Below are 22,792 nucleotides of genomic sequence, written 5' to 3'. Positions count from 1 at the left end.
AAGATGCGCCGTGCTGGTTTCATGTGAATTGAGTCTAGCGCAGCCGCGCAAAGTTGCCCAGGATTCATCGGCTCGTCGAGTTAGGTAGTCGGTCCGGAGTTGATTGTTAGGTGCACAGTATTGGGGCTAAGGTGGCACGGTGAGTGTCACAGGAACCGTCACGGTTCCGTTCCCGGTAGTGGGCGCGGTGACCGTCACCGCCGCGCTGTAGGTGCCCGGCGCCAACCCCGTCGTGTCCGCCGAAACCACAGCCGTACCCCACGCCACGCCTGAAGTCGTGGACAGCTTCAACCGCGGCGCATTCACGCTCAAGCTGTAGTTGAATGCCACCGTTGTCGAACCCACCCCCAGGCTCTTGCCCGCCGGCATCGTTCCCGCGACGGCGCTGAAGGCCAGCGACTTCGGGTTCACTGTGATCGACGGCTGCGCCGCGACTTTCAGCGATACCGGAATGGTTCGCGTACCTCCCCCGTTCCCGTCACCACCACGTCCGCCAGATGCGTGCCTGGCGTCAGCAGCCCCGGCTAGGCTGTAATTGTAATCGTCGACGTCACCGCTCCGCTGCCCGGCATCACCTGGAGCCACCCTGCCGCCGTTCCCACCGTGAACGTCGCTCCCGCCTTGTCAGCCGTGATCCGCACCACCACCGGCGCCGGCGCCACGCCGCCCACCGTGTAGTTCAGATACAGCCCAGCCGGCGATGTGTAGAAAGTCGCCGGATTGGCAGTGGCGACGCTCACCACCGTCAATGCCACCGGCACCACGGCTGTACCGCTCACCGTCGACGGCGATGCCAGCGTCACAGCGCCATTGTATACGCCGGCACTCAAGCCAGAAGGATCGGCCGTCACCACCACCGACGACGGAGTCGCGCCCGAGCTGGCCGATAGACGCAGTCACGGAGCATTGGTGCTGCCGGTCCAGTTGAACTGGACCGATGTCGAAGCAATCGACAGCGACTGGCCCACCGGCGTCGCGTCTCCGATCGTGTAACTGAAACTCAAGGACTTCGTCTTCAGAATGAAGTCCGGCTGCGCCGTGACTTTCACCTAAACAGGCACCGTCAACTGCCCGCCGCCAGTGCCGACAATGACGACATTGGCTAGACTCGTGCCCGCTGTGAGGATACCCGGCACAACTGAAACAGTCACGTACGCCGTGGCGGTCCCGGACGACGGCGTCACCAGCAGCCAGGGCGCGCTGGTTGTGGCGCTGAACCCTGCCCCGGTGGGCGAAGACACGATGCGCAACTGTACCGGCGCCGGCATAGTGCTCCCAGCGTGTACGACAAATAGAGTGCGGAGGGAGAGGCCGTGAAGTTCACAACCACCGGTGCCGACACGGTAAGGGTGACATTGACGGTCGTCGAGCTGCCCGGAGTGCCGGCGCCGGTGAGCGTAATCGCCCCCTGATAGACGCCCGGTTGTAGGCCGACTGGATTCACCGAGACAGCCAGAGGGGCTGGCGTGCTACCGCTAGCCGGGCTGACCGACAGCCAAGCAGCCGCGGAGACGGCCTGAAAACCGAGAGCCGTGCCACCGCTGGTCACCTGCACCGTACGCGGCGCGGGCGCAGACGGACGCGATCGCGTTGCGAACGTCCTCTGCTGCGGCCGGCGCCACCGCTTCCGGCGTGAGCCGGTAGCCGATGTTTGCGACCACCCAGCGGCGCTCCGTGAAATACGGGATGAACTTCGCGACTTCGGCACGCGAGCCGCTCTCCCAGCCTCCTCCGTGGATCAGCACAACGAGCGGCGCCAGGCTTCCAGACAAGGCTGGTGCCGAGTACACGTCAAAGCGCTGGGAGGGGCTGGGTCCATAGGAGAGATTCGAGGTGGCCGGAGCGGGGACGGGCGCCCGGCGCCAGCCACATGCCGCTGCCAGACCAAGGAGCAGACCGGCAAATGTCCGGCGTGAAAACCAGTGCTCTATCGGCATGATCAATTGGGTAAGAAGTGCAGATCCCGGGGCGGAAAGGGCTCTTCGTTCCTTGCAGTTTAGCATTTGCGGGCCTGGGCCTCCGTCCGGCTCAGCCCGGCTGGCGCCGGGATGGCACGCTGCCGGGATCGCCGAACCCAAGCGGCCGGGGTCTATTAACTCGCGGCTGGACGACCGCTACTCGAATGTAGTCCCCGCTGCACTCCGCATCCGGACTCTCAGGGGACACCTAAGATCCAGACCGCCTGGTGAACATCGACGGGACGACAAAGACGAGGGATGGCTCCGATGCGGAGCATTCGCTGGATGTGCTGGCTGCCGTCGCGATCAGCTACCATTTCACCGTCCAAGGGGTCTACGGACGCAGAGTCATCAACCGTGGCTTCGGAGCGGGATGCAGCATCAACCGGCCGGTTTCAAATGTGGACCAGACCAGCGGCTACTAGGCCTTCCGAGTAGCGCCACCACACAGGTACGGCTGGCAGCCTCCCGGAGCAAGTAACCTGATTTGGCCGCTATGGCATGGTGCAAATGGACAAATGCTCCCTTCACGGTAGGTCGACAGTGGAGGACACAACCTATCCGCCATAACGCCGAAGAGCTGGCGCGGATTCCCTGAGGGGAGTCCGCACCAGCTCAGTATGGGCCACCCTGAAGAGGGTGGCGGCACGGGATAACAGCTAAACGCGACGACGTGACCGAAGAACGCCGAGAGCCGCTAATCCACCACCCAGGAGGGCGTAAGTAGCCGGCTCAGGAACGGTGGAAGGGGGGGCAGTGCTGGCAAGAAGGAAGAACTCTTCCCTGCCGTCATTGATCACCGGCATGGTTGCGTGAAACTGCACTGTGTCGGTTGCGGCAAGGCCCGCAAGGCTGGTAAATCCATGTACGAGGTAATCAGCATAGCCGTTCCCGTTGCCTCCGCCAACCGTAGGTGGAACTGAGGTCGGCGCCCCCGTGTAGGTATCGACGACAACGCCGTTAATCAACATCGTGAACAGGCTGAGCGACTGAGGTCCCTGCCCCGTAGCCTGATTGATGTCAACGCCCACCATGAAGGTATTTCCGACGATGCTCTGAACTTGCGCCACGGTATAAATAGGGGAGAACGCATTGTAGGACGACACCTGCCCCCCGACCGGAAGGATGGTCAAATCAAAACCTGCAGGATTGTGACAGGATGGATCACCAATGACACATGGTCTGTTCGAGGTCTGTTGATATTGGTGGACAACGGTCACGGGGTCTAAAGTCAGGCTGGCCGCACTGACCACCGTACTGGTCACACTGAGTACCAGGCAAAAGGCAAATTTACGCATTCTTCAACTCCTCCGATTGATTTCTAAGCTGTTCCAGCATACGGTTTGCAATGCCGGTGCGCCGTCAGCGCAACTCGCGCTCGTGGTCTCGCGTCTTCCAAGCCGATCCGCCCGACCGGGCATACCTCTCGGTTAATGATAAAATGTTACCCCCCCGGAAAAGGTAAGTCAAGGCAGAATTCGCAGTGATAGTACTGGTACTAATTGTGGTGCCACCCGAGTGACCAGCAGAAGTGAGACATCTAGTCACGAACCGGGTAGCAGATCCGAACCAGCTCGTCCTGAGATTTGACATCACCCCAGATCCCAGCGAAGGACGTTTCACTTCTACGAACCCAACCCGCGAGAATCAAAGGCAAACAGTATCAACTCTTGTAGCTAATGCTCACAAACCCAGCCGGCTGTGGCCTATGTTAGTTTGAAGGAGTTTCATGCCTTCCCAGAACACCCGCACGGTGCCGCTGCTGGATTTGCGGCCCCAGAACGAGCCGATTCGCACTGAGATTGAAGCCGCCATTGCCAACGTCTTCCAATCGCAGTACTTCATCCTCGGCCCGGACAATAAGAAGTTTGAGCAGGAGATGGCCGCCTTTCTGGGCGTGCCCCACGCCATCGGCTGCGCCAACGGCAGCGACGCTTTGCTATTGGCGCTGATGGCCGCAGGAGTGGGCCCGGGCGACGAGGTCGCCGTACCGGCTTTCACCTTCTTCGCCACCGCCGGTGCGGTCTCGCGCACCGGCGCCACGCCAGTCTTCCGCGACATCGATCCGTTGACATTCAATCTCGATCCGGCGGCACTCGACGAGGCCGCCCGGCAGCATCCGCGCATCAAAGCAGTGATTCCCGTCCACCTGTTCGGCGGCGCGGCCGACATGGATCCGATTCTCGCGATCGCTGCGCGACATGGCTGGACCGTGATCGAGGATGGCGCGCAATCCATCGGCGCCACCTACAACAACCGGCCCTGCTTCGGCCTGGGCCAGATGGCAACCTTGAGCTTCTTCCCGAGTAAAAACCTGGGCGCCTTCGGCGATGCGGGCATGGTCACCACCACGGACGAGGGGAAAGCAGAGCTGCTCTCCGCCCTGCGCGTCCACGGCTCCCGCGAGAAGTACAAGCACGAATGGATCGGCTTCAACTCGCGGCTGGACACGCTGCAGGCCGCGATCCTGCGCGTCAAGCTGCGTCATTTGAACGAATGGACCGCCGCCCGGCAGCGCAACGCGGCCCGTTATCAGGAGTTGCTCACGCCCGCCGGTCTGCCCATCACCGTGCCGATGGCCGCACCCTGGCAGACGGCCCACGTCTGGAACCAGTTCGTGATCCGCACGCCGCGCCGCGACGAGTTAAAAGCGCACCTGGCCGCCGCCGGCATCGGCTCGGAGATCTACTACCCCATCGCGCTCCACCGCCAGCCCTGCTATCTGGATCTCGGTTACGCCGAAGGCGCCCTGCCGGAGAGCGAGCGCGCCTGCCGGGAAGTGCTCGCCCTGCCCATCCATTCCGGACTGCTGGACGGCGATATCGAATATGTTTGCGACACCATCGCCGGATTCTTCATAAAATAGGGAAACCTTGTCCCGTCACGCCAACAAAACAGGAAAGCCGCCGGCGCTGCCCCGCGCCTACCACGCCCTGCTCAGCGGCGAGCCGGCCCGCGTGTTCCTGTTGCCGGATCAGTACCCCGCCCCGCCCGCGCATCGCCAGGCCGAAGCCCAACGCCTGCTGGCTGCCATCCCGACCGGCGATTCCCTGCTCTCCCGCCGCCTGCAGATGTATCTGCACGGCAATCTGCAACTACTGCTCGGCATCGCCTCCCGCCGCGCCGCGCCGCTGATCTACGAGGCCGGCAACGACGCCGTGGCCGCCGCCACCCAAAGACCCGCCTACCTCCAGCGGCTCGCCCAGGAGATGCAAGGCATATTGGCCGGCTGGATTTTGGCCGAGTATCTCACCGCCGCCGGGCCGGACCGCCTCGCCGAAGCCGTCATCACCGAATGCGGCGGCATGTGGCGAGACGAGAGCGTCTTTGCCCGACTGACCCCGGTGCTTCTCCACCTCCACTCCCATACCATCGCCTGGTTCCTGCTGGAGGAGCTCGGCCTGCCTGTCGAGAATGAACTGCTCCAGTCCGAGATCAAGCACGGCACCACCATCCCGGCGCGCCGCCTCAAGGTGGATCTCCGCGAAAAATACCTCTCCGTCATGAGCGCCGGCCACTACCAGGCCCTGCGCGAAGCGCTCGCCCTGAATCTGTTTGAGAAGAATCCGGATTCGCCCTGGCCCACCGCGCAACTCAACAAGGGCGCCGCCAAGGGGCAGGCCCAACTGATTCCGGTGGAGTACGACAATCAGGCATTCCTGCCGCCCGAGATGCAGGAGGAGATGATTGGCCGCATGTGGCAGCAGCGCCTGGAGCTGAGCGACGCCGACGCCGACGTGCTGGACATGCTGAGCGACCTGTGGCTGAAACAGGCCCGCACACCCAACGACCCCGGCACCGCCGACGTGGATCAGCTCCTGGAAATGCGCGCCTTGAAACCCAAGACCGGCGCCGGCGGCCGCCCCAGTGGCTACCGCACCGAGCAGCGCCAGCAGCTCTATCAGGCCCTCCACCGCCTCTCCAGCCTGTGGATCAACATGAGCCGCGTGGAAAGCTACCAGGCCAGCGGCCCCGGAGGCCGCCGCCGCCGGACGTTCCATGAAGTGCAGAGCCGCGCCTTCGTCATCACCGACGTCAGCGGCGAACGGCGCTTTGACGGCTCCAACTTCGAGCTGCAGCACTTTCTCTTCCGCCCCGGCGCCGTCTTCGGCCAGTTTCTCTTCGGCCCCGGCCGGCAGACCGCCCTGCTCTCGGCCCGCGCCGTGGAATATGACCCCTACCGCCAGGACATTGAAAAACGCCTCGCCCGCTATCTGAGCTGGCAATGGCGCGTACAGGCCGCCCAGGGCTCCTACAGGCGTCCGTTCAAGGTCCGCACCCTCCTGGAGGCCTGCGGCTACGAGATCGATAGCGACCATCCCAGCCGCACCCGCGAGCGCATGGAGAAGGCCCTCGACACCCTCGCCAACGATCACATCATCGAAAGCTGGCAGTGGGACGATTACAACGAGGACATCGCCGGCCAGCGCGGCTGGGCCGAACACCTCCCCAACTGGACCGTTCTGATCATGCCGCCGGAGACAATCCGCCAGGCGTACATGAGCATTCTGTCACCCACTCCGCAGGCCGCCACTGCCCTGCCCCTCGCCTCCGACACCGCCTGGTCTGAGCGGCTCCAAACCCGCCGCAATCAGCTCGGTCTCTCGCAAACCCAGGCAGCCGAACAGCTTGGCATCGCCCAGAGCTACTACTCCATGCTGGAAAAGGGCGCCCGCCAGCCGTCTAAGGCCATTCATCAGCGGCTCCAGGAGTGGATGCGCGACCTGGAACCCGGTAACTAACCGCGAATCAGAGGCTTAGAACCGTTACAAACCGGCTTCCAGTGATAATCGGGACGCGATCACGTCGCAATCAAGAAAACATCTCATTTGTTTTCAACAACTTGAAAATTTCTGTGATAAAAACGCTTGCGTGCGTGTGATAGAGTAGCTGTCCTACAGCGCGGCCATCCACTCCACGGTCCGCTGGACTCCGTCCTCAAAAGTGGTCAGCGGATGATACCCCAGCATCGCTTGCGCCTTGTCTATGGACGCAAAAGTGACCGCCACGTCGCCGGGTTGCACCGCCATTTGCTGGATCACCGCCGCCCGGCCCACGGCGCGCTCCACGGTGGCGATCATGTCGCGCAGCAGCACCAGATGAGAGTTGCCCAGGTTGAACACCTCGTAGGGGCGCTCCAAAGCCAGAGCGCTCAGAACGCCGCTGACGATGTCATCGATGTAGGTGTAGTCCCGCCCGGTCTGGCCGTCGCCGAACATCTGGATGGGCTGGCCGGCGCGGATCTGCCCGATGAACTTCCGAATGGCCAGATCCGGGCGCTGGCGCGGCCCGTAGACGGTGAACAGGCGCAGGCAGGCGATCCGCATCCCGTAAAGATGCGAGTAGGCGTGGCAGATGGCCTCGCCCGCGATCTTCGTCGCGGCGTAGGGGGAGATGGGCCGCAACTGGGCGTCGTCCTCGCGGAACGGCACTTGGGTAGTGGCGCCATACACCGAACTGGACGACGCGAACACAAAACGCTGGATCCCGCGCCGCCGCGCACACTCCAGCAGCACCGTCGTCCCCTCGCAATTCACCCGCTGATACAGCAGCGGCGCTTCCAGCGAGGGCCGCACCCCCGCCCGGGCCGCCAGATGAATGACGGCGTCGGGCTGGAAACGGCTCATCAGCCGCTCCACCGCCGCCACATCACAGATATCGCCCTGCTCAAACTCCAACTCGCCAGCCTGGCGGGCATCCTCAAGATTGCGCAGCTTCTGCGCAGGCGGGTAGTAATCGTTCAGATCATCCAGCACAGCTACCGCATGACCATCCCGCAGAAGCCGGGCGCTGACGTGCGAACCAATGAATCCGGCGCCACCGGTTACCAATACTCTCAATCTAGAAACTCTCCGTTGGCGATCACGTCCGCAATGCGCCGGCTGGCCTGCCCGTCCCCGTAGGGATTGTGCATCATGGACATGCGCTGGTATTGCGCGGCATCGTCCAGCAGAGCTCCAGCCTCGGCCAGGATCTTCTCTCCATCGGTGCCCACCAGCCGCACCGTGCCTGTCTCCACAGCTTCCGGCCGTTCGGTCTTTTCACGCAGCACCAGCACCGGCTTGCCGAGGGAGGGCGCCTCTTCCTGCACGCCACCGGAATCGGTGAGCAACAGATAGGCGCGCTGCATGAGATCCACAAACGGCACGTAGTCCAGCGGAGCGATCAGGTGCACATTCGGCAGCCCGACGAGCAGCGCTTCCGCCGGTTGGCGCACGTTCGGATTGGGGTGAACGGGGTAGATGATCTGCACATCGGGACGCGTGGCCAACTGCCCGATCGCCCGGTAGAGCCGCGTGAGGCCGTCGCCGAAGTTCTCGCGGCGGTGAGCGGTGACGACAATCAGTTTGCGGCCGGGCTCTAGCGCTACACCTTGAAATCCGGCCAGCCCGCCGGCCTGGAGCTTGTCCCGCACGTACAACACGGCGTCGATGCCGGAGTTGCCTGTGATGAAGATGGCGGCATCATCCACTCCGTCGGCGCGCAGGTTGGCGGCCGAGGCGGAGGTGGGCGCAAAGTGCAGTTTGGTCAGGCGAGTCGTCAGCACGCGGTTGAGCTCTTCGGGAAACGGCTGCCAGAGATCGCCCGTGCGCAGCCCGGCCTCCACATGACCAACCGCGATGCGCTGATAGAAGGCCGCCAGCGCGCCGCAAAACGTAGTGGTGGTATCGCCCTGTACAATCACCAGATCCGGCTTTTCTTCCAGCAGGACCGGCTCCAGCGCGGCGATGATGCGCGCCGTCGATTGCGAAAGCGTCTGGTTGGGACGCATCACGTTTAGATCGTGATCCGGCTGGACCTGGAACACGGCCAGCACCTGATCCAGCATCTCCCGGTGCTGCGCGGTGACGCAGACCTTCACGTCAAACTCATCCGGCCGGGTCTGCATGTGCAGCACGATGGGACACAGCTTGATCGCCTCCGGCCGTGTGCCAAAGATGAAAAGGACTCGCTGGCGGCGGGATAGGGCGGGCTCGGTGAGAGGCATTGCTAGTCTTCAGTCTATCTTCAGAGCCCGGCGCGGCGAGTGTCTGGAGCGTGCGCGGTACGGTACAGGCGGAGCACGGGTCTGCCGCAAGCCTGAATCAGAGCTTCGTCCTCGGGCGTGGGCTGCTGCGTCAGCACGATCTCATCGGCCCAGCCTACGAGCTCGGCCACGCTGGCCGCCATCTGCTGTCCGATGCGCGGCAGCGCGGTGAGCAGAAAGTTGAGATTGGCGCCGAAGATGGCATCGAGCCGGACATGGGCGTCATACACACGCCATACGCGGCCGGCAGCCAGCAATTGCTCCAACAGCGGAATGACCGGGCTCTCCCGCAGATCATCCGTGTTTTCCTTATAGGCCAAACCGTAGACGCCGATCCGTTCCCCGGGCAGATTCAGAGTATGCCGGATGGCCCGCGCCAGGTGCGCCTCGTTGCTCGATAGTACGGATTCCAGCACCGGCAATTGGAGATCCAGGCGCCGGGCCCGGTAGTTGAGGGCGCGTAGATCCTTGGGCAAACACGAGCCGCCAAACGCGAAGCCGGGGCGCAGATAGGCGGCCGAGGCGTTCAGCTTGGTGTCCTTCGCCAGCGTCGCCATCACCTCCTCGCCATCGATGCCAAGAGCGCCGGCAAGGGCCCCGATCTCGTTGGCGAAGCTGATCTTGACGGCGTGAAAAGCGTTGCAGGCGTATTTAATCAGTTCGGCCGTGCGCAGTGAGGTGAGGCACGGCTCCACCGGCAGGCCGGCGTAAAGACCGGCCACGCGGCGGGCCACCGCCTCATTGTCACTGCCCACCACCAGCAGCGCCGGCTCCAGCGAATCCCGTACGGCCGAACCCTCGCGCAGAAACTCCGGATTGGCCACCACCGTCACCATCGGGTGGCGGCGCAGGCTTTCGAGGACCACATCCTCGCATGTGCCCGGATAAGCCGTGCTGCGGACCGCCACAATCAGCGGCTTTGCGCGCCCGTCGAGCAGCGGCGCGATCTTCAAAGAGACGCGGCGCAGCTGCTCCACGCTCATGTTCCCGTTGGGTTCCGATGGCGTGCCGACGCAGAGGAACACCACGTCGGCGCCGGCCAGAGCCTCCGCCATGTTCGTCGTGGCGCGAAGCCGACCGGCCAGCCGCGCCGCCGCCAGCATCTCCGGCAGGCCTGGTTCACAGAAAGGCGCCTTGCCTTGATTAACGGCCTGCACCTTGTATTCGTCCCGGTCCACACCGGTGACATCGTGGCCAAGCTGCGCCAGACACGCCGCGCTCACGCAGCCGACGTAACCCAACCCCACCACGGCAATCTGCGCGGGCGATGCGGCCACGGATTCCAACGGAGCCTGAGACGACACGTTGTCAGCATACCCTCCGGAGGTGGTTTCATTCCACGATGGCACTGTTATTTTTTCTCCTGGAAGATGGAACAGAACAGCCCTCAGACAGTTGTGATAACCGGGACGCTATGTTGGCGCTAAGTAGACGCCATGACGGCGCTATGTAGACGTTATCCCGGCGCAAGTGTTGATGTAAGACTTTTTGAATCAATACAATACGGAGTTATCACAACTCTAACTAGTTTTAACCAGTATTAACACACGCTGCACCGGCCCAGGGGCCGCGCAGCTGTGCCCTATACTACCCAAGGCGTCATGCGTACGTATAGCCTCGAATCAGAGTTTCTCGACCCGGGGACGGAACAGAGACTGCTGGCTGCCATTGCCGGCGACTTGAATCTCTATTGGCAATTACAGGATTTACTGCCCGAAGGGAGTTTTTGTGTGGAATCCGCCGTATGGGCGGAGTTGCGGGATGCGGTGAGCGCTGGAACCACACCCGTGGGCCCGTCCGTGGAGCCCAGTACAGACCCGCGAGCCGATGCGGTGCGTCTGGCCGATCTGTACCAGCGTCGGCTCCTGGCCGGATTGCAGGAGCGTCTGGCCGACGCGCTCTTTGATGAGACCCGTCCGGCTGCGGCAGTGGCCGCGCTGCTGGAGGAAGAGGCCGCCGCCGTGCGCTGCCGGGTGCGCGAAACCGATGCGGGCACTGCTGTTTCGGGATGCGGCCTGTTGGATGGCGCACTGGCGCTGGCCCGCCGGCGTCTGGCGCGCCGCAAAGCCACGGGAAAGCCGTGCAGCGGCATCGCGACGGGCCTGGGACGGCTGGATCAGATCCTCAACGGCTTCAACGAAGGGTTGCACGTGCTGGCCGCCGGGCCGGGCGTGGGCAAGACCACTATTTGCACGCAGTGGGCTCTGCACGCCGCCGCGTGTCATGTGCCGGTGGTGTATGTGACCTATGAGAATTCGCCTCAAAGCCTGGTTTTGAAGATGGCATGCAGCCGGGCCGGGCTGTCGCCGTCGCAGGTGGAGCGCGGCTTTGCCGATCTCACGTTGTTGGAGGAGGCCGCAGCGGCGCTGCGCGAGCCGTTGAGCCTGGTGTCGTTGATGGAAGGCACGTCGCAAACGACGGTGTCGCAGGTGCGCGGCAAGGCATTGCAGGCGCGCGAGCGGGCCGGCTCCGAGCAGGTGTTGATTGTCTTCGACTATCTGCAAAGGGCCGCACACGGCAAGGGCTACGAGCAGTTGCGGCACAACGTTTCGGCGATGGCAGGGGAGCTGCGGGAAATGTCCAGCCGCCTGCAATCGCCTGTCATCGCAATCTCGTCGCAGAATCGCAGCGTCGGCGATTACGGGCGCGGCGGCAGCGCCCAGCTCGATTCACTGAAGGAATCGGGTGATCTGGAGTATGCTGCCGATTCCGTGCTGTTCCTGACCCAGGCGCGGGAGCGCACGGCCACCGATCCCGCCCGGGCGATTGATTTGGTGGTGGTGAAAAACCGCTTTGGCGGAACGGGGACGGTGCCTCTGATCTTTCGCCCGGATACGGGCGTATTTCGCGAAGAGGTTCCGCTGACCAGTGCGCGGTGAAACTCTGTCGGCGGCCGAACTGTCCGCCGCCAAGCCGATGCGCGGGGAGGGCGGCCGGGTGCTGCGGGCGTTCTGCCCGTTTCATCAATCCGATACTCAGCGGAGTTTGCGTGTGGATGCCGTCTCAGGGCGCTTCTTCTGCTTTGCGTGCGGAGTATGGGGCTTTACTGAAGCGGCGCGGGAAGAGTGGACGGCCCAAAGGAAGCAGGAGGCCGCTTCCCTGCCCCGCGGCAGATTCTCTTCCAGCGCGGCGCCCCGCGGTGGTGTTCTCCTGCCACCGCCGGAACCGGAGTTTACTCCGGATACCGAAGTTCTTGAGGATTGGATGGCGGCTTACCGCGAGATGCTGCCGGGCAGCGCGGGTGAAGCGTATCTGCAAAGCCGCGGGATTCCGCTGGCGGTGGCGCAGCGCTGCGGGTTGGGCTACGCCGGCCCCGGCGAATGGGCGCACCGCGACGAGCGCGGGCGGCCGCTGCGGGACTGGCGTGGAGGCCGGCTCGTGTTTCCGCACACCACCCCGGAAGGGCGGCTGGTCAATTTGTACGGGCGCGCCGTGGGGGATGATGTGCCGAAAGCGTTTCGTCACGATCATCTGGCCGGGGCGAAGGGTTACTTTCTGGGCGCCGGCCTGGCGGGCGGTTTGGATCAGCCGCTGCATGTCTGTGAAGGTCCTTTTGATGCGCTCAGCCTGCGCGCCGCCGGCGTGGGGCGCGTGGTGGCTATCTTCGGGGTGCATGGGTGGCGCTGGACTTGGGCCCACGAGGTGAAGGAGATAGTGTTTGCGCTCGATGCCGATCCGGCCGGCCAGACGGCCTGGCACGCGCTGGCCAGGGCGGCGCGGTTGCGCGGCAAGCGGGTGGGCTTTTTGCCGCCCGAGACATACGGCGGCTACAAGGATGTGAACGAGGCGTGGGCCGCCGGGCGGCTGAGCGGAGTTGTGGCCGACGCTCCGTGAGCGGCTCCGGTTGGCGGGCAAAACGGTGAGTCACCAGCCAGTTAAACGGGCAGGCAGTTAAACAGGCAGCCGTTTAAACAGCCAGACAACTGGACAGGTAGACGGGTAAACATCTGGACAGGTGAACAGTTGGCGCGTATTCTGGTGAGTATGAGAGCGCCCCAGACATGATTCTCACTGTTGCCTCGTTCAAGGGCGGAGTCGGCAAGACGACCACCGCCATTCATCTTGCCGCCTACTTTGCCCGTCAGGCGCCGACCGTATTGATTGACGGGGATCCAAATCGCAGCTCAACCTCGTGGGCGGCGCGGGGCAAGCCGGAATTTGAAGTGGCGCCGGAATCGCAGATTGCGATCTATGCGCGCAAAGCGGAGCATTTGATCATCGATACCAAGGCGAGGCCCGATCCGGCCGATTTGCAGGCCTTGGCCAGCGGATGCGACCTGCTGATTCTACCTTGCACGCCGGACCCATTCGCGCTCGACGCGCTGTTGCTGACGATTGAGGCGCTGCAAACCCTGGGCAGTGACCGCTACCGAATCCTGCTGACCGTGGTTCCGCCGCGGCCCATGCCGGACGGGGATAACGCCCGCCAGACGCTGATCAACGCCGGGTTGCCGCTGTTTGAGAGGGACATCCGGCGCACCGTAGCGTTTCAGCGGGCGGCGCTGGAGGGCGGCACGGTGGATTGCGTGCGCAATAGCGACTCCGCCGGGTTGGCCTGGCGCGATTATGAAGCCGTGGCCGAGGAAGTGGAGGCTCTGTATGGGCAAAAGGGTTGACGAAGCGAGGGTGAGCCCGTTTGACGCATTGCGGATCGCGCGGCTAGCCAAAGTGGTGCCGGATGTTCAGATGGTTAAACAGTCAGACAGCCAAATAGAGAAACAGCCAGATGTTCCGCTAACCGGCCTGGCCAAAAGCCGCGATCCGCGCTATGTCAAGTTCACCACCTACATACCGCGCGACATGCATCTGCGGGCCAAGAGCCGTCTGGTGAGCCAGGGCAGGGAACTGAGCGATCTGGTGGCAGAGCTGCTGGATGGCTGGCTGGCTAAACAGGTAGATGGCTAGCTGTTTATCCCAGTCGGCCCTGCCACAGCCCGTGCCGCAGGGCTCGGTTGTCTAGCTGTTCAGATGTCTAAACATTGAAACATCTGCCGGGAAAGATCGAGTTGCCCATGCCAGCCAGCCCCACCTACGGACACCGGATTCCCGCCGCGCTGGACGCACTGCGCCAATCCACGCGCCAATGGATCGATCGCCGCCAGTTGGAAGAGCTGCTCGACGTCTCCAAAATCGTGGCGCGTGCTGCGGCACTGTGGCGGCGAGGTAGGGCCCGGCGGCGCTCTGGTTTGCGGCCGTGCGGCGCTGATTGACCGGCTCGAAGAACTCCGGCGGGAGGGCGGACCGCTGGACCGTGAGATCCGGCGCCATGACCGGCTGGCGGGGTTTCTTGAGCGCATCCGCCCGCAGGTCTTGGCGAACATCACCGATGTCGCCAAGGACGAACGGGCCATGGAGATGCTCAGCCGCCAATTCCAGTCCTAGCCCGCCAATGTCCTGCTGACCCGGTTCAGCCTCCACATCGACTTTGCCGGAGCCAACGAGTTTCTGGAAGCCGTGGGCGCCTGATTTACGCCCCGCAGAATGACTTCGAGAAGATCCGTGACTGCATCGGGCAGGACGCTCAGCCTTTGCCCGGCAGCCTTCCCTAGCGGCCCGAGTCCCGGCGGCCTCTCTGGACGGACACCTACTGTGCGGAATGGCCCTATAATTGCTAAGTGAGTGTAGGCTCTCTTGGGATCCATGGATCGACAGGGTGCACTTTCAATGCAAGCAGCAGGGGTTAGGCAGAGTGTATGTGCATGGAATTGCGCGCACACCGGCAGCGGCCCGACTCAAGGCGGTATATGTACGGTGACGCTAACCCGGTAGTACTTACCGCCCCAACCTTAATTCATCTCCTGATTTACCACTAGGGCCTATTCCGCGTTTCTTTGGCATAGTCCCCTTAGTGCTCTCCTCTCACGGTTTCGATCTGACGATCGAGCCAGTGTACAGAATCTCTGTGGGACGGAGCAAACAGTTGGAAGGAAGCGACATGGATACGCTGCCAATGGCTGTTTGTGAATGAAACTACTTGTTCCACTGACGGTGGCGCAAGGTATTGTCCCTCGGAGTTCTGTACGAAGGGAAAGTAAAAATATGAGGACCGCACTATTTTACGTTGCTCTCATCATGACGTTGGCTTCCGCCTGGGCTGGCCAGGAGATCAAGGAAGGCCCCGGGGAAATCGTGATTCCGGATGAGATCGTGATTCGATTGAAGCCTGGCGCCACACTGGCGGGCGTGCTCGGGTCGCTGAACATCACGGCAACGAGCGTAGCCAGTTCCACCACGATGCCGATCCAGGTGATTCGCGTGCCGGCAGCCTTGCGGCAAACGGTGTCTACCATTCTTGCCAATCATCCGGAGATCGAATATGTGGAGCCACATCGGATTCGCACGTCCACCGGCCTCACCCCCAACGATGCCTCTTTTGCCTCACAATGGTGGCTCGGCAAAACGCAGGCCGCCGCCGCGTGGAGCCTGTTGCCAGGCCGTCTGACTGACTTTGTGCCGATGGCCAACCGTGTACGCGTCGCAATTCTCGATACCGGCGCCGATTGCACCCATCCTGATTTCGTGGACGTCGTTGGCGGAACGACCGCTACTTCCGGCGGTAGCCAGTTTGCTGCCGCCCTGAGCACGGCGATTGTGCCGACCACCATTACCAGCCCAGCCTGCTTGTGGCAGGATGACCATGGCCACGGTACCCATGTTGCCGGCATTCTGGCTGCGGCCACCAACAACGGAAAGGGCATCGCATCGTTGGGCTTCCCGGCCCAGTTGATGATCTACAAGGTGATGGATAAGACGGGATACGGCTCCGATTTTGACATCGCCAGTGGGATCACCAGAGCCGCCGACGCTGGTGCCCGGATCATCTCCATGAGCCTGGGCGGCGCGGGCTACTCGCAACTCTTACAGGATGCGGTGGACTATGCCTGGTCGAAAAACGTGCTCGTGATCGCCGCCGCCGGCAATTCAAACAGCAGCACGCTCTTCTATCCGGCCGGTGCGAATTACGTGCTGGGAGTGGGGGCGACTGATTCGTCAGACGCCAAGGCGTCGTTTTCCAACTTCGGCTTCGGGCTGGATGTGATGGCGCCCGGTGTCAATATTCTCTCCACTTACCCCGGCAATACCTACGTGAACATGAGCGGGACATCGATGGCCACTCCTATGGTTTCCGCCGTGGCGGGCCTCATTGCCGCCACCACCACGGATCTGGCGTCCGACGCAGTGGCGCAGCGGATCGAGCAATCCGCCGAATCCAAGAGTACCACCGGCGCCTGGGATCAGTACTACGGCTATGGCCGTGTGAACGCACTCCACAGCCTCAGTGGTGAGATGCGGGCCACTACCACCGGTGGCCTGGCGGGCCAGGTGATTAACGCTTCCGGTACGCCGGTGAACGGCGCTCAGGTTCGGATGGGCGGCGTTCTCATTACCACTCCGGCCACGGGCCTTTTCCGCTTCGGCAACATGCCCGTTGGCGCTACGACGCTGACAGTCAGCGATGGTGTGAACCCGACCTGGAGTTACAATGTTGTGATTCCTGCCGGCGCCGATAGCTCCCTGCGAGTGAGGCTCGGTGTACCCACCGGCGCCTTCACCGGGTCTGTCACAGCCGGGGGGCAACTCCTGGCGGGAGCGGTGGTGCAGGCGTCGCAGGCCGGGGTTGTGAAAGCCAGCGCGGTGACCGACAACAATGGACTATTTACGTTGCCGGTAACCGCGGGAACGTACGATCTTCTTTCCAGCGCAGTGGGGCACTCGGCCTACAGGCTCAGCGCCCAAACGGTGGCGGCGGGTGGAAGCCGCTACGTGCAGATGCTGATGCATGATCTCGGCACGATCACCGGGACGGTAGTGAACGACTCGGGGACTCCGCTGGCAGGCGTGCAAATTACGGTAGATAGTGGCTCGTTTTCGGCCGGCGCGGTTACCGATGCCCAAGGCAAGTTCACAACCCTCGGGCTGCCGGCAGGCACGTATTCAACGACCGCCTCGCTGGCTGGGGGGATCAGCAGCACAACGGCAGGAGTTGGTGTCATCGATGGATCGTCTACCGTGGCCAACTTCCAGTTGGCGAACGCTGGGGTACTCTATCAGCTGACCTTGTCGGCAGCGTCATTCGGCAGCGGTACGACGATCGCAGGCAACAAGGTGATTCTCACTGGACCGGCCGGTGCATCCGGTGCAGTCGTCACACTTCGCAGCTCAAACTCCGCAGTTGCCCTACCGCCTGCCTCCGTCACAATTCCGGCCGGAGCCTCACAGTCCGCGCCGTTCAGTATTACCACCGGGGCCGTTACTGTCGACACCGCTGTAACAATTTCCGCTTCCTTGGCGGGCATGGTGAAGACCGCGAACCTCACGGTCGCACCCTTCACCATTTCGTCCATCGTACTCTCGACAACACAGTTGGCGGGCGGCGGATCGAGTACCTCGAATCAGATCTACATCAGCGCCAACGCGCCGGTCGGCGGTGCGATCATTCGATTGACGAGCTCCAATCCGGCCGTAACTGTCCCGGCCAGCGTTACCATTCCTGAGGGGTCACGCGTTTCGGCGCCATTTACTATTCTCACGACAACAGTTTCGGCAGCGACGTCAGTGACGCTTACCGCCACCTACTTCGGTTCCGTCAAGACGGCAATCTTTACGGTGACACCCACCGTACTGACAGCCCTATCCACGTGGACGACGGCCGTTACGGGTGGCAACCCGATTAAGTCGGTCTCGGTCACACTGAATGGCCCGGCTCCAGTCGGAGGTGCAGTGGTCCTGCTGACCAGCTCCGATAGCGCAGCGGTTCCGCCAGTAAGTGTGACCGTACCGGCCGGCTCGACGACCTCGGGCTATTTCACGATCCCGACGTTACAGGTGAACACCAGCGAGCCTGTTACGATCAAGGCCACCTATGGCGGCGTTTCCAAGTCCGTCACGGTGAATGTAAAACCCACAGCATTGTCGGCACTCTACCTCTCTGCCACGCCCATTTCCGGAGGTAAGAATCTCGGCGGCTCGATCTACATCGATGGTCCGGCACCGTCCGGAGGCGCCGTGGTTACGTTGTCTTCCGCTAATCCGGTCATCGCCACACCGCCGGCCACGGTGACGGTGGCCGCTGGTGCTGCCGTATCTCCTACGTTCATTGTCAAAACGGGCTCTGTCACTGCTGCAACGCCGGTGGTAATCACGGCCACTTATGGCGGGGTCTCCAAGTCCATCACAGTAAATGTAAAACCAACGGCCCTCGCTGCTTTGGTTGCTTCGGTCGCCGCCGTTACCGGAGGCAAAGCCTCCGGTGCGTCTGTCGCCTTGGATGGCCCGGCGCCGCCGGCTGGGGCCGTCGTGACGCTGATCTCCTCTAGTCCAACGGTTGTTATACCGCCATCGACGATTACGATTGCCGGCGGCGCAACATACTCCACCTATTTCGCCATTGCGACCAGAGCCGTAATGACCACCACTCAGGTCACCATCACGGCGAGCTATGGAGGAGTCTCCAAGAGCGCTATCGTCACGGTGAATCCCTAGCAGTTAGCGCCAGTTCGCTCACGATTAAGGGAGGGCTCACCATTAGCTCGACTAGCCTCACTCTGAACGGAATCACGCCACCAGGTGGCGTGATCACCCCTTCCTGGTTGTCAGCATTCTCGATCAGCTCTGATACTTGGCTGCGGTAGCGGTTGTGGAGCCAGCTACGTCAAGTTGATCTCGACACGAGATCGATCGGGCTCAGGCCCGGGTTTTAGTGGGGCGGGAAGTTAAGCGAGGAGTGTGGAACACCCAATACGAGGGTCAGGGGTGAGCCATTGGTGAATGACGGCCAACTGAAGCAGGCGGCTTGTCAGGCAACCCATTGGCTACTGCTAGACGTTGGCGCCTAAAGGCGGATTCGGTGCCTATCTTTGAAGGATTACCTTGAGGAGAATCTCTTCTAGCAGACAACCCGCAAGCGCCGCATTCGTGCCAGCGATCGGCAGGGTCTATGGCACCGAGGCACCTCGCAGGCGAGCTCGATCTCCCAGAATGAGTGGTATTCTGGGTCAAGGACCTACCGTGTTTCCTTGCCCTAAATGCGCCTCCCCTGTTACTCGGCCATCGAGGGACAAGGATTTGAGAGATCTTCTCCTGCGGATCTTCCAGTTCCACACCCTCCGATGTTACAGTTGCAGCCATCGCTACCGCGTATTCGCCACGCCTGGTGAGTGGAGGCAAGTGCTCGATCTGATCGGGCCGGGACGCGACCGGGAGGCACGATGACCTACGTTTCTGGTCTCTTCAGACTGGATTTGCCTACCGCTTGACGGCATCGTGTGCTCTCTGTGCTTGGCCCGGAGGCCGGCGGTATTCAATTGGACGTCCCGCCGGGTCATTTCTCAGCGTCGAATGCCCTCACACTAGTTGGCGGCTAATCACGTCCCCTCCCTCTCGGATGTAGGACACGGCGAAGCCTCCACGAAAGTTCGCTCGGGATTCTACGGGATGCCGAGTGTTAGGTCCCCAGCGCCTTTGACTACTTGCGCTTCGCCATCGTCGTTGGTAAATGGATGATGTCCTGCACCACCTGACGCGCATCCAACGGCAAAAACAGCGAGCCCAGTACCTTGCGGTTCATACCAGGTAGCAACGGCCCGAGATTTCGGGTAACACCGGGGGCTCCTTCTGGAGATGTGGCACCAATTCTTAGGCAGCGTTCTTCCAGGAATGATCGACACAGTTAGCCTCGCCGGTAGCGAACGCACTTACTGGATGGTGTCATCGAGAGAGAACTTGAGTGGGTTACTGTAGTACTGGCCCTAGACGGATGAGCCGCAAGGGCCTCTTGTGGACAGTTGCAGGGGGCTGGTAGGGCCGTCGAGGAGGAGAAGGACGGCCCTACGAATGCGGCCATAGGTCCATGATGGCCGCGCGTCCCTGATCATCTATCGGAAGTTCTCATGCAATCTGTAGCCAGATTCTTATCGCGACTGGCAAATAGTGAACGGAGACGATTTCCAAGTGTCCGGCGTCGACTGTTCCTCCCGATATCTGACTCGTCACCATGGTGGCGGCAAGGGGTACAGACAGCCGAGGAAATGGAAGGGCTTGAATATCGTGATCATCACGGAACTCATCCATGTGATGAGGTAGATGGAGGGACTTGGTCTCAGAACCACCGTTTCTGTGAATCCCCGTAGGGAACTTCCGGCGGTCGCCCCCAGTGGCACACAAGGGGCTCTCCTCGCTTTACAGTTTGGATGCTGAAATGTGCCTTTTGTCCTAGTGCTACCGCGATTGAGATTGCAGCACAACCGGCGGAAGATGGGATATGGAGACTTTGACACCTGATCCATTCTCGGTGGGGGTGGACTTACTCGCATATCGCTACGGTGGTGGGACTCTCTGCTGCCTTCTCTGCCCAAACGCACTGCTACCCGATGTCCTGAAATGAATTCCAAGATACTACCGAGGACGAGAAAGAAGCGGTACCCGCAGCGTGGGCTGTGGGCGTTGATTGCAGCTGTCGGATTGATCGCTGGGGTCTTCATGGTGAGTGAGCGATTCGCGAAGTCACCACAACGGCAAATCGCCGCGGTCGCCTCAGTGCATGAACAGAATCGTGACTTTAGCTTGCGATTGCCGAATCGACCGGTCTATCCCTACTCTGTGGTGCCGGGAGGCGTCGCCGGACCCCGTGATGTGCAGGAAGCCGCGGACAGAGATCCGGTGGTGGCGAAGCATTACCGTGGCTTCAACTACCGCAAGGCGGTTCTGGTGACACTGACTGAGCCTAAGGTCGCGTATGTCTCCTACCGCAAGGATGATCGCATTTACTACACGAAGAAGAAGCTACGGTTGGAACAGGGTGAGAAGGTGATCACCGACGGCAAGAGCATGATCCGCGCCCGGTGCGGCAACCGGCTGGAGAATTCCCCCTCTGCGCCGGTCAGCTGGAAGGAGCCACCGGAGGACGTATTCAATGCGCCTGAGTTGCCGCTGACTTCATTGCCACAATCGCCAACGGACGATCCAACCTTCCACGCGCCGCGGGGCGAGATCGCAACTGAACTTGCGTCGGTGGTGGTTCCGTTGGCGCTGAATCCTCCGGGTACGACTCCGGAGGGACTGACGATGATCCCAACGTACATTATCCCGTCAATTGGCGGCGGGTACATGACTCCGCAGCCCGGAACGGTACAGCCACCAGTGACTCCGCCAGTAGGCCCACCCGTCCATCCTCCGATGACATCACCCGTGACACCGCCAGCGACTCCGCCAGTGGCCCCACCCGTCCCTCCTTCGGGGACCCCGCCAGTGGCCCCACCAGTGGTCCCACCAGTGACTCCGCCAATGGCCCCACCAGTGGCCCCACCCGTCCCTCCTTCGGGGACCTCCTCCGTGACACCGCCAGCGACTCCGCCAGTGGCACCGCCAGTGGCACCGCCAGTGGCCCCACCCGTCCCTCCTTCGGGGACCTCCTCCGTGACACCGCCAGCGACTCCGCCAGTGGCCTCACCCGTGATACTGCCAGAGACTCCTGCAGTGAATCTGCTCTTCACTCCGCCAGGGACTGCTCCCGCAATTCCTCCGGTCACGCCACCCGTGACACCGCCGGTGATACTACCACAGGATCTCTCCCCAGTCCTCTCGCCGGTGTACCCACCACTTTTCCCAGCGGATATTCCTACCCCCTCGCCGGTACCGGAACCTAGTTCCTACGTTTTGTTAGGTGCGGGGTTGGTTGCTCTCGGGGCGCTTCGGTCACTCCGTCATCGCGATTAGCTATATCGTCACTTAGTCCTGCTGGTGCAACAGCAGGCAGAAACGGGCGGAGTATTGACGTATGAAAGCCTTCGCATACCTCTGTTGAAGGACTCGCTAGGCAGACGGGCAAGCCGTGGCACGATTTCGCTGTCGATCCTTGCTGACGGCGTATGAAGTTCACGTGCGGCATCTGGTGGAATTCCTCGTCGCCTGCGCGCGGCGTCATTCATGTACAACGGTTAGTCCGGAGGCCGCCGAAGCGGCGTTGGGAGTTGGCCTGTTGTTGGCGGCAGAGGGGGCAGCGGGGGCTTTTGGGGGTGCGGGGGCGCCGCAGGGGCAGAAGAGGGCGATTTGGAGGGGAAAAGGCATGGTAGCCTCTCAACGTGCTATAAGTTCCATTATAACATGCTAGAAAACCATCATGTGAAACGATCGTCGCTAACCTGATAGAGTCAAGGGAGCTTCGATTATACCCACCCACCCCACCTATTACCACCGGATTCCGGCCGCACTGGAGTCGCTCCGGCTTTCCACCGCCGACTGGGTGGACCGCCGCCAGCTCGAGGAACTGCTGGGCGTCTCAAAAACCGTCGCCTGGCGGCTGCTGCGCCACTGCGGCGCCGAGCCCGGCCCCGGCAATACGCTGATTTGCCGGCGGCCTGCACTGATCGCCCGCCTGGAGGAATTGCTGGCCGAAGGCGGCCGGCTGGACCACGAGATCCGCCGCCACGACCGCCTGGCGGTCTTCCTGGAGACGATTCGCCCCCAGGTGCTGGACGCCGTCTCCAGCCCCACCACGAAGAAAATGTACGCCCAGGCTCTCGACGACTTCTTCGTTTGGCGGGCAGGGCAGGCCGGCCTTTGCGCGGGCCAGCGTGCAGGCCCATCGCGCCTGGCTGGAGGAGCAGGGCTACGCCCGTCCACCACCAACTAGCGCGGCACTAGGGCAGGGAACTGGCAGCTCAGGGGATCGTGGTTGATAACACCCATTATCGTTAGCGATTTTTGCTCGTTTGGACACAGCTGTGCGCCAACATAGAGAAGCAGGGGGAAACTGCTGTTGCCGGCCAAACCTCAATGGTTGATGCATATTCCGGAGATCCGAGCGCTG

Annotated in this window: 20 protein-coding genes; 10 read left to right on the top strand and 10 right to left on the bottom strand. The window is 62.1% G+C overall.

Going from position 1 to position 22,792, the window contains the following annotated elements; all coding sequences use genetic code 11:
• Positions 1 to 126: 126 nt before the first annotated feature.
• From VGM51_03820 to VGM51_03800, 5 genes are all read right to left on the bottom strand, one after another.
• On the bottom strand, positions 127 to 585 hold the full coding sequence (locus VGM51_03820) for a hypothetical protein (protein HEY3412169.1): 459 nt from the start codon (positions 583 to 585) through the stop codon (positions 127 to 129).
• Positions 525 to 830, bottom strand: coding sequence for a hypothetical protein (locus VGM51_03815; GenBank protein ID HEY3412168.1), 306 nt, complete (start codon positions 828 to 830; stop codon positions 525 to 527). Before VGM51_03815 ends, VGM51_03820 begins: the two co-directional genes overlap by 61 nt.
• A gap of 66 nt (positions 831 to 896) precedes the next feature.
• Positions 897 to 1,049, bottom strand: a complete 153-nt coding sequence (locus VGM51_03810; GenBank protein HEY3412167.1) for a hypothetical protein — start codon at positions 1,047 to 1,049, stop codon at positions 897 to 899.
• On the bottom strand, positions 1,050 to 1,268 hold the full coding sequence (locus tag VGM51_03805; GenBank protein ID HEY3412166.1) for a hypothetical protein: 219 nt from the start codon (positions 1,266 to 1,268) through the stop codon (positions 1,050 to 1,052).
• A gap of 207 nt (positions 1,269 to 1,475) precedes the next feature.
• A complete protein-coding gene (locus tag VGM51_03800) occupies positions 1,476 to 1,937 on the bottom strand; it encodes an alpha/beta hydrolase fold domain-containing protein (protein HEY3412165.1) in 462 nt (153 codons plus the stop codon).
• A 248-nt stretch (positions 1,938 to 2,185) separates the two neighbouring features.
• Here VGM51_03800 and VGM51_03795 point away from each other — a divergent pair, with 248 nt between their 5' ends.
• Entirely contained in the window at positions 2,186 to 2,383 is a 198-nt protein-coding gene (locus VGM51_03795; GenBank protein ID HEY3412164.1) for a hypothetical protein, read from the top strand.
• Positions 2,384 to 2,617: 234 nt separating this feature from the next.
• Here the strand turns inward: VGM51_03795 and VGM51_03790 are convergent, their stop codons facing one another.
• On the bottom strand, positions 2,618 to 3,256 hold the full coding sequence (locus VGM51_03790) for a PEP-CTERM sorting domain-containing protein (GenBank protein ID HEY3412163.1): 639 nt from the start codon (positions 3,254 to 3,256) through the stop codon (positions 2,618 to 2,620).
• Between the two features lie 431 nt (positions 3,257 to 3,687).
• On the opposite strand from VGM51_03790, the gene VGM51_03785 reads away from it, so the two are divergent.
• Together VGM51_03785 and VGM51_03780 are read left to right on the top strand one after the other, a co-directional pair.
• The gene (locus VGM51_03785; protein ID HEY3412162.1) at positions 3,688 to 4,824 is read left to right on the top strand and encodes a DegT/DnrJ/EryC1/StrS family aminotransferase; all 1,137 of its coding nucleotides are present in this window, start codon (positions 3,688 to 3,690) and stop codon (positions 4,822 to 4,824) included.
• A 7-nt stretch (positions 4,825 to 4,831) separates the two neighbouring features.
• On the top strand, positions 4,832 to 6,700 hold the full coding sequence (locus tag VGM51_03780; protein ID HEY3412161.1) for a helix-turn-helix transcriptional regulator: 1,869 nt from the start codon (positions 4,832 to 4,834) through the stop codon (positions 6,698 to 6,700).
• 153 nt (positions 6,701 to 6,853) lie between these two features.
• Here VGM51_03780 and VGM51_03775 read toward each other — a convergent pair whose 3' ends face one another.
• Genes VGM51_03775 through VGM51_03765 form a run of 3 tightly spaced genes read right to left on the bottom strand, consistent with a single transcriptional unit; the run spans position 6,854 to position 10,262 of the window.
• On the bottom strand, positions 6,854 to 7,798 hold the full coding sequence (locus VGM51_03775; protein ID HEY3412160.1) for an NAD-dependent epimerase/dehydratase family protein: 945 nt from the start codon (positions 7,796 to 7,798) through the stop codon (positions 6,854 to 6,856).
• The gene (gene wecB, locus VGM51_03770; protein ID HEY3412159.1) at positions 7,795 to 8,946 is read right to left on the bottom strand and encodes a UDP-N-acetylglucosamine 2-epimerase (non-hydrolyzing); all 1,152 of its coding nucleotides are present in this window, start codon (positions 8,944 to 8,946) and stop codon (positions 7,795 to 7,797) included. Before wecB ends, VGM51_03775 begins: the two co-directional genes overlap by 4 nt.
• Before the next feature lie 20 nt (positions 8,947 to 8,966).
• On the bottom strand, positions 8,967 to 10,262 hold the full coding sequence (locus VGM51_03765) for a nucleotide sugar dehydrogenase (protein HEY3412158.1): 1,296 nt from the start codon (positions 10,260 to 10,262) through the stop codon (positions 8,967 to 8,969).
• A 324-nt stretch (positions 10,263 to 10,586) separates the two neighbouring features.
• Between VGM51_03765 and VGM51_03760 the strand changes: the two genes are divergently transcribed.
• The 6 genes from VGM51_03760 to VGM51_03735 all read left to right on the top strand — a co-directional run bounded on the left by VGM51_03760 (position 10,587) and on the right by VGM51_03735 (position 18,468).
• A complete protein-coding gene (locus VGM51_03760) occupies positions 10,587 to 11,864 on the top strand; it encodes a DnaB-like helicase C-terminal domain-containing protein (protein ID HEY3412157.1) in 1,278 nt (425 codons plus the stop codon).
• 112 nt (positions 11,865 to 11,976) lie between these two features.
• Positions 11,977 to 12,819: a toprim domain-containing protein gene (locus tag VGM51_03755; protein HEY3412156.1), complete on the top strand. Its 843-nt coding sequence runs from the start codon at positions 11,977 to 11,979 to the stop codon at positions 12,817 to 12,819.
• A 167-nt stretch (positions 12,820 to 12,986) separates the two neighbouring features.
• Positions 12,987 to 13,601, top strand: coding sequence for a ParA family protein (locus tag VGM51_03750; GenBank protein HEY3412155.1), 615 nt, complete (start codon positions 12,987 to 12,989; stop codon positions 13,599 to 13,601).
• Positions 13,585 to 13,890 (top strand): hypothetical protein, encoded by a 306-nt coding sequence (locus tag VGM51_03745; GenBank protein ID HEY3412154.1) that lies wholly within the window; start codon positions 13,585 to 13,587, stop codon positions 13,888 to 13,890. The genes VGM51_03750 and VGM51_03745 overlap by 17 nt, the downstream gene beginning before the upstream one ends.
• Before the next feature lie 234 nt (positions 13,891 to 14,124).
• Positions 14,125 to 14,367: a hypothetical protein gene (locus tag VGM51_03740; GenBank protein HEY3412153.1), complete on the top strand. Its 243-nt coding sequence runs from the start codon at positions 14,125 to 14,127 to the stop codon at positions 14,365 to 14,367.
• A 657-nt stretch (positions 14,368 to 15,024) separates the two neighbouring features.
• A complete protein-coding gene (locus VGM51_03735) occupies positions 15,025 to 18,468 on the top strand; it encodes a S8 family serine peptidase (protein HEY3412152.1) in 3,444 nt (1,147 codons plus the stop codon).
• 2,282 nt (positions 18,469 to 20,750) lie between these two features.
• Here VGM51_03735 and VGM51_03730 read toward each other — a convergent pair.
• Complete coding sequence (locus VGM51_03730) at positions 20,751 to 21,065, bottom strand: hypothetical protein (protein ID HEY3412151.1); 315 nt, start codon at positions 21,063 to 21,065, stop codon at positions 20,751 to 20,753.
• Between the two features lie 1,160 nt (positions 21,066 to 22,225).
• Between VGM51_03730 and VGM51_03725 the strand changes: the two genes are divergently transcribed.
• Positions 22,226 to 22,615 (top strand): hypothetical protein, encoded by a 390-nt coding sequence (locus tag VGM51_03725; GenBank protein HEY3412150.1) that lies wholly within the window; start codon positions 22,226 to 22,228, stop codon positions 22,613 to 22,615.
• The last annotated feature ends 177 nt before the right edge of the window (positions 22,616 to 22,792 follow it).

This window comes from Armatimonadota bacterium (assembly GCA_036504095.1).
Taxonomy (GTDB): Bacteria; Armatimonadota; DTGP01; order JAKQQT01; family JAKQQT01; genus DASXUL01.
The sequence above is the reverse complement of the archived record's forward strand: the minus strand, read 5'-3'. Positions and strand labels throughout refer to the sequence as shown.

Coding starts and splice junctions, on each gene's coding strand:
- VGM51_03805 (HEY3412166.1), bottom strand. CDS start 1,268: ATGCCGGCGCCGGTACAGTTGCGCATCGTGTCTTCGCCCACCGGGGCA.
- VGM51_03800 (HEY3412165.1), bottom strand. CDS start 1,937: ATGCCGATAGAGCACTGGTTTTCACGCCGGACATTTGCCGGTCTGCTC.
- VGM51_03790 (HEY3412163.1), bottom strand. CDS start 3,256: ATGCGTAAATTTGCCTTTTGCCTGGTACTCAGTGTGACCAGTACGGTG.
- VGM51_03785 (HEY3412162.1), top strand. CDS start 3,688: ATGCCTTCCCAGAACACCCGCACGGTGCCGCTGCTGGATTTGCGGCCC.
- wecB (HEY3412159.1), bottom strand. CDS start 8,946: ATGCCTCTCACCGAGCCCGCCCTATCCCGCCGCCAGCGAGTCCTTTTC.
- VGM51_03760 (HEY3412157.1), top strand. CDS start 10,587: ATGCGTACGTATAGCCTCGAATCAGAGTTTCTCGACCCGGGGACGGAA.
- VGM51_03750 (HEY3412155.1), top strand. CDS start 12,987: ATGATTCTCACTGTTGCCTCGTTCAAGGGCGGAGTCGGCAAGACGACC.
- VGM51_03745 (HEY3412154.1), top strand. CDS start 13,585: ATGGGCAAAAGGGTTGACGAAGCGAGGGTGAGCCCGTTTGACGCATTG.
- VGM51_03735 (HEY3412152.1), top strand. CDS start 15,025: ATGAGGACCGCACTATTTTACGTTGCTCTCATCATGACGTTGGCTTCC.
- VGM51_03730 (HEY3412151.1), bottom strand. CDS start 21,065: ATGTACGTTGGGATCATCGTCAGTCCCTCCGGAGTCGTACCCGGAGGA.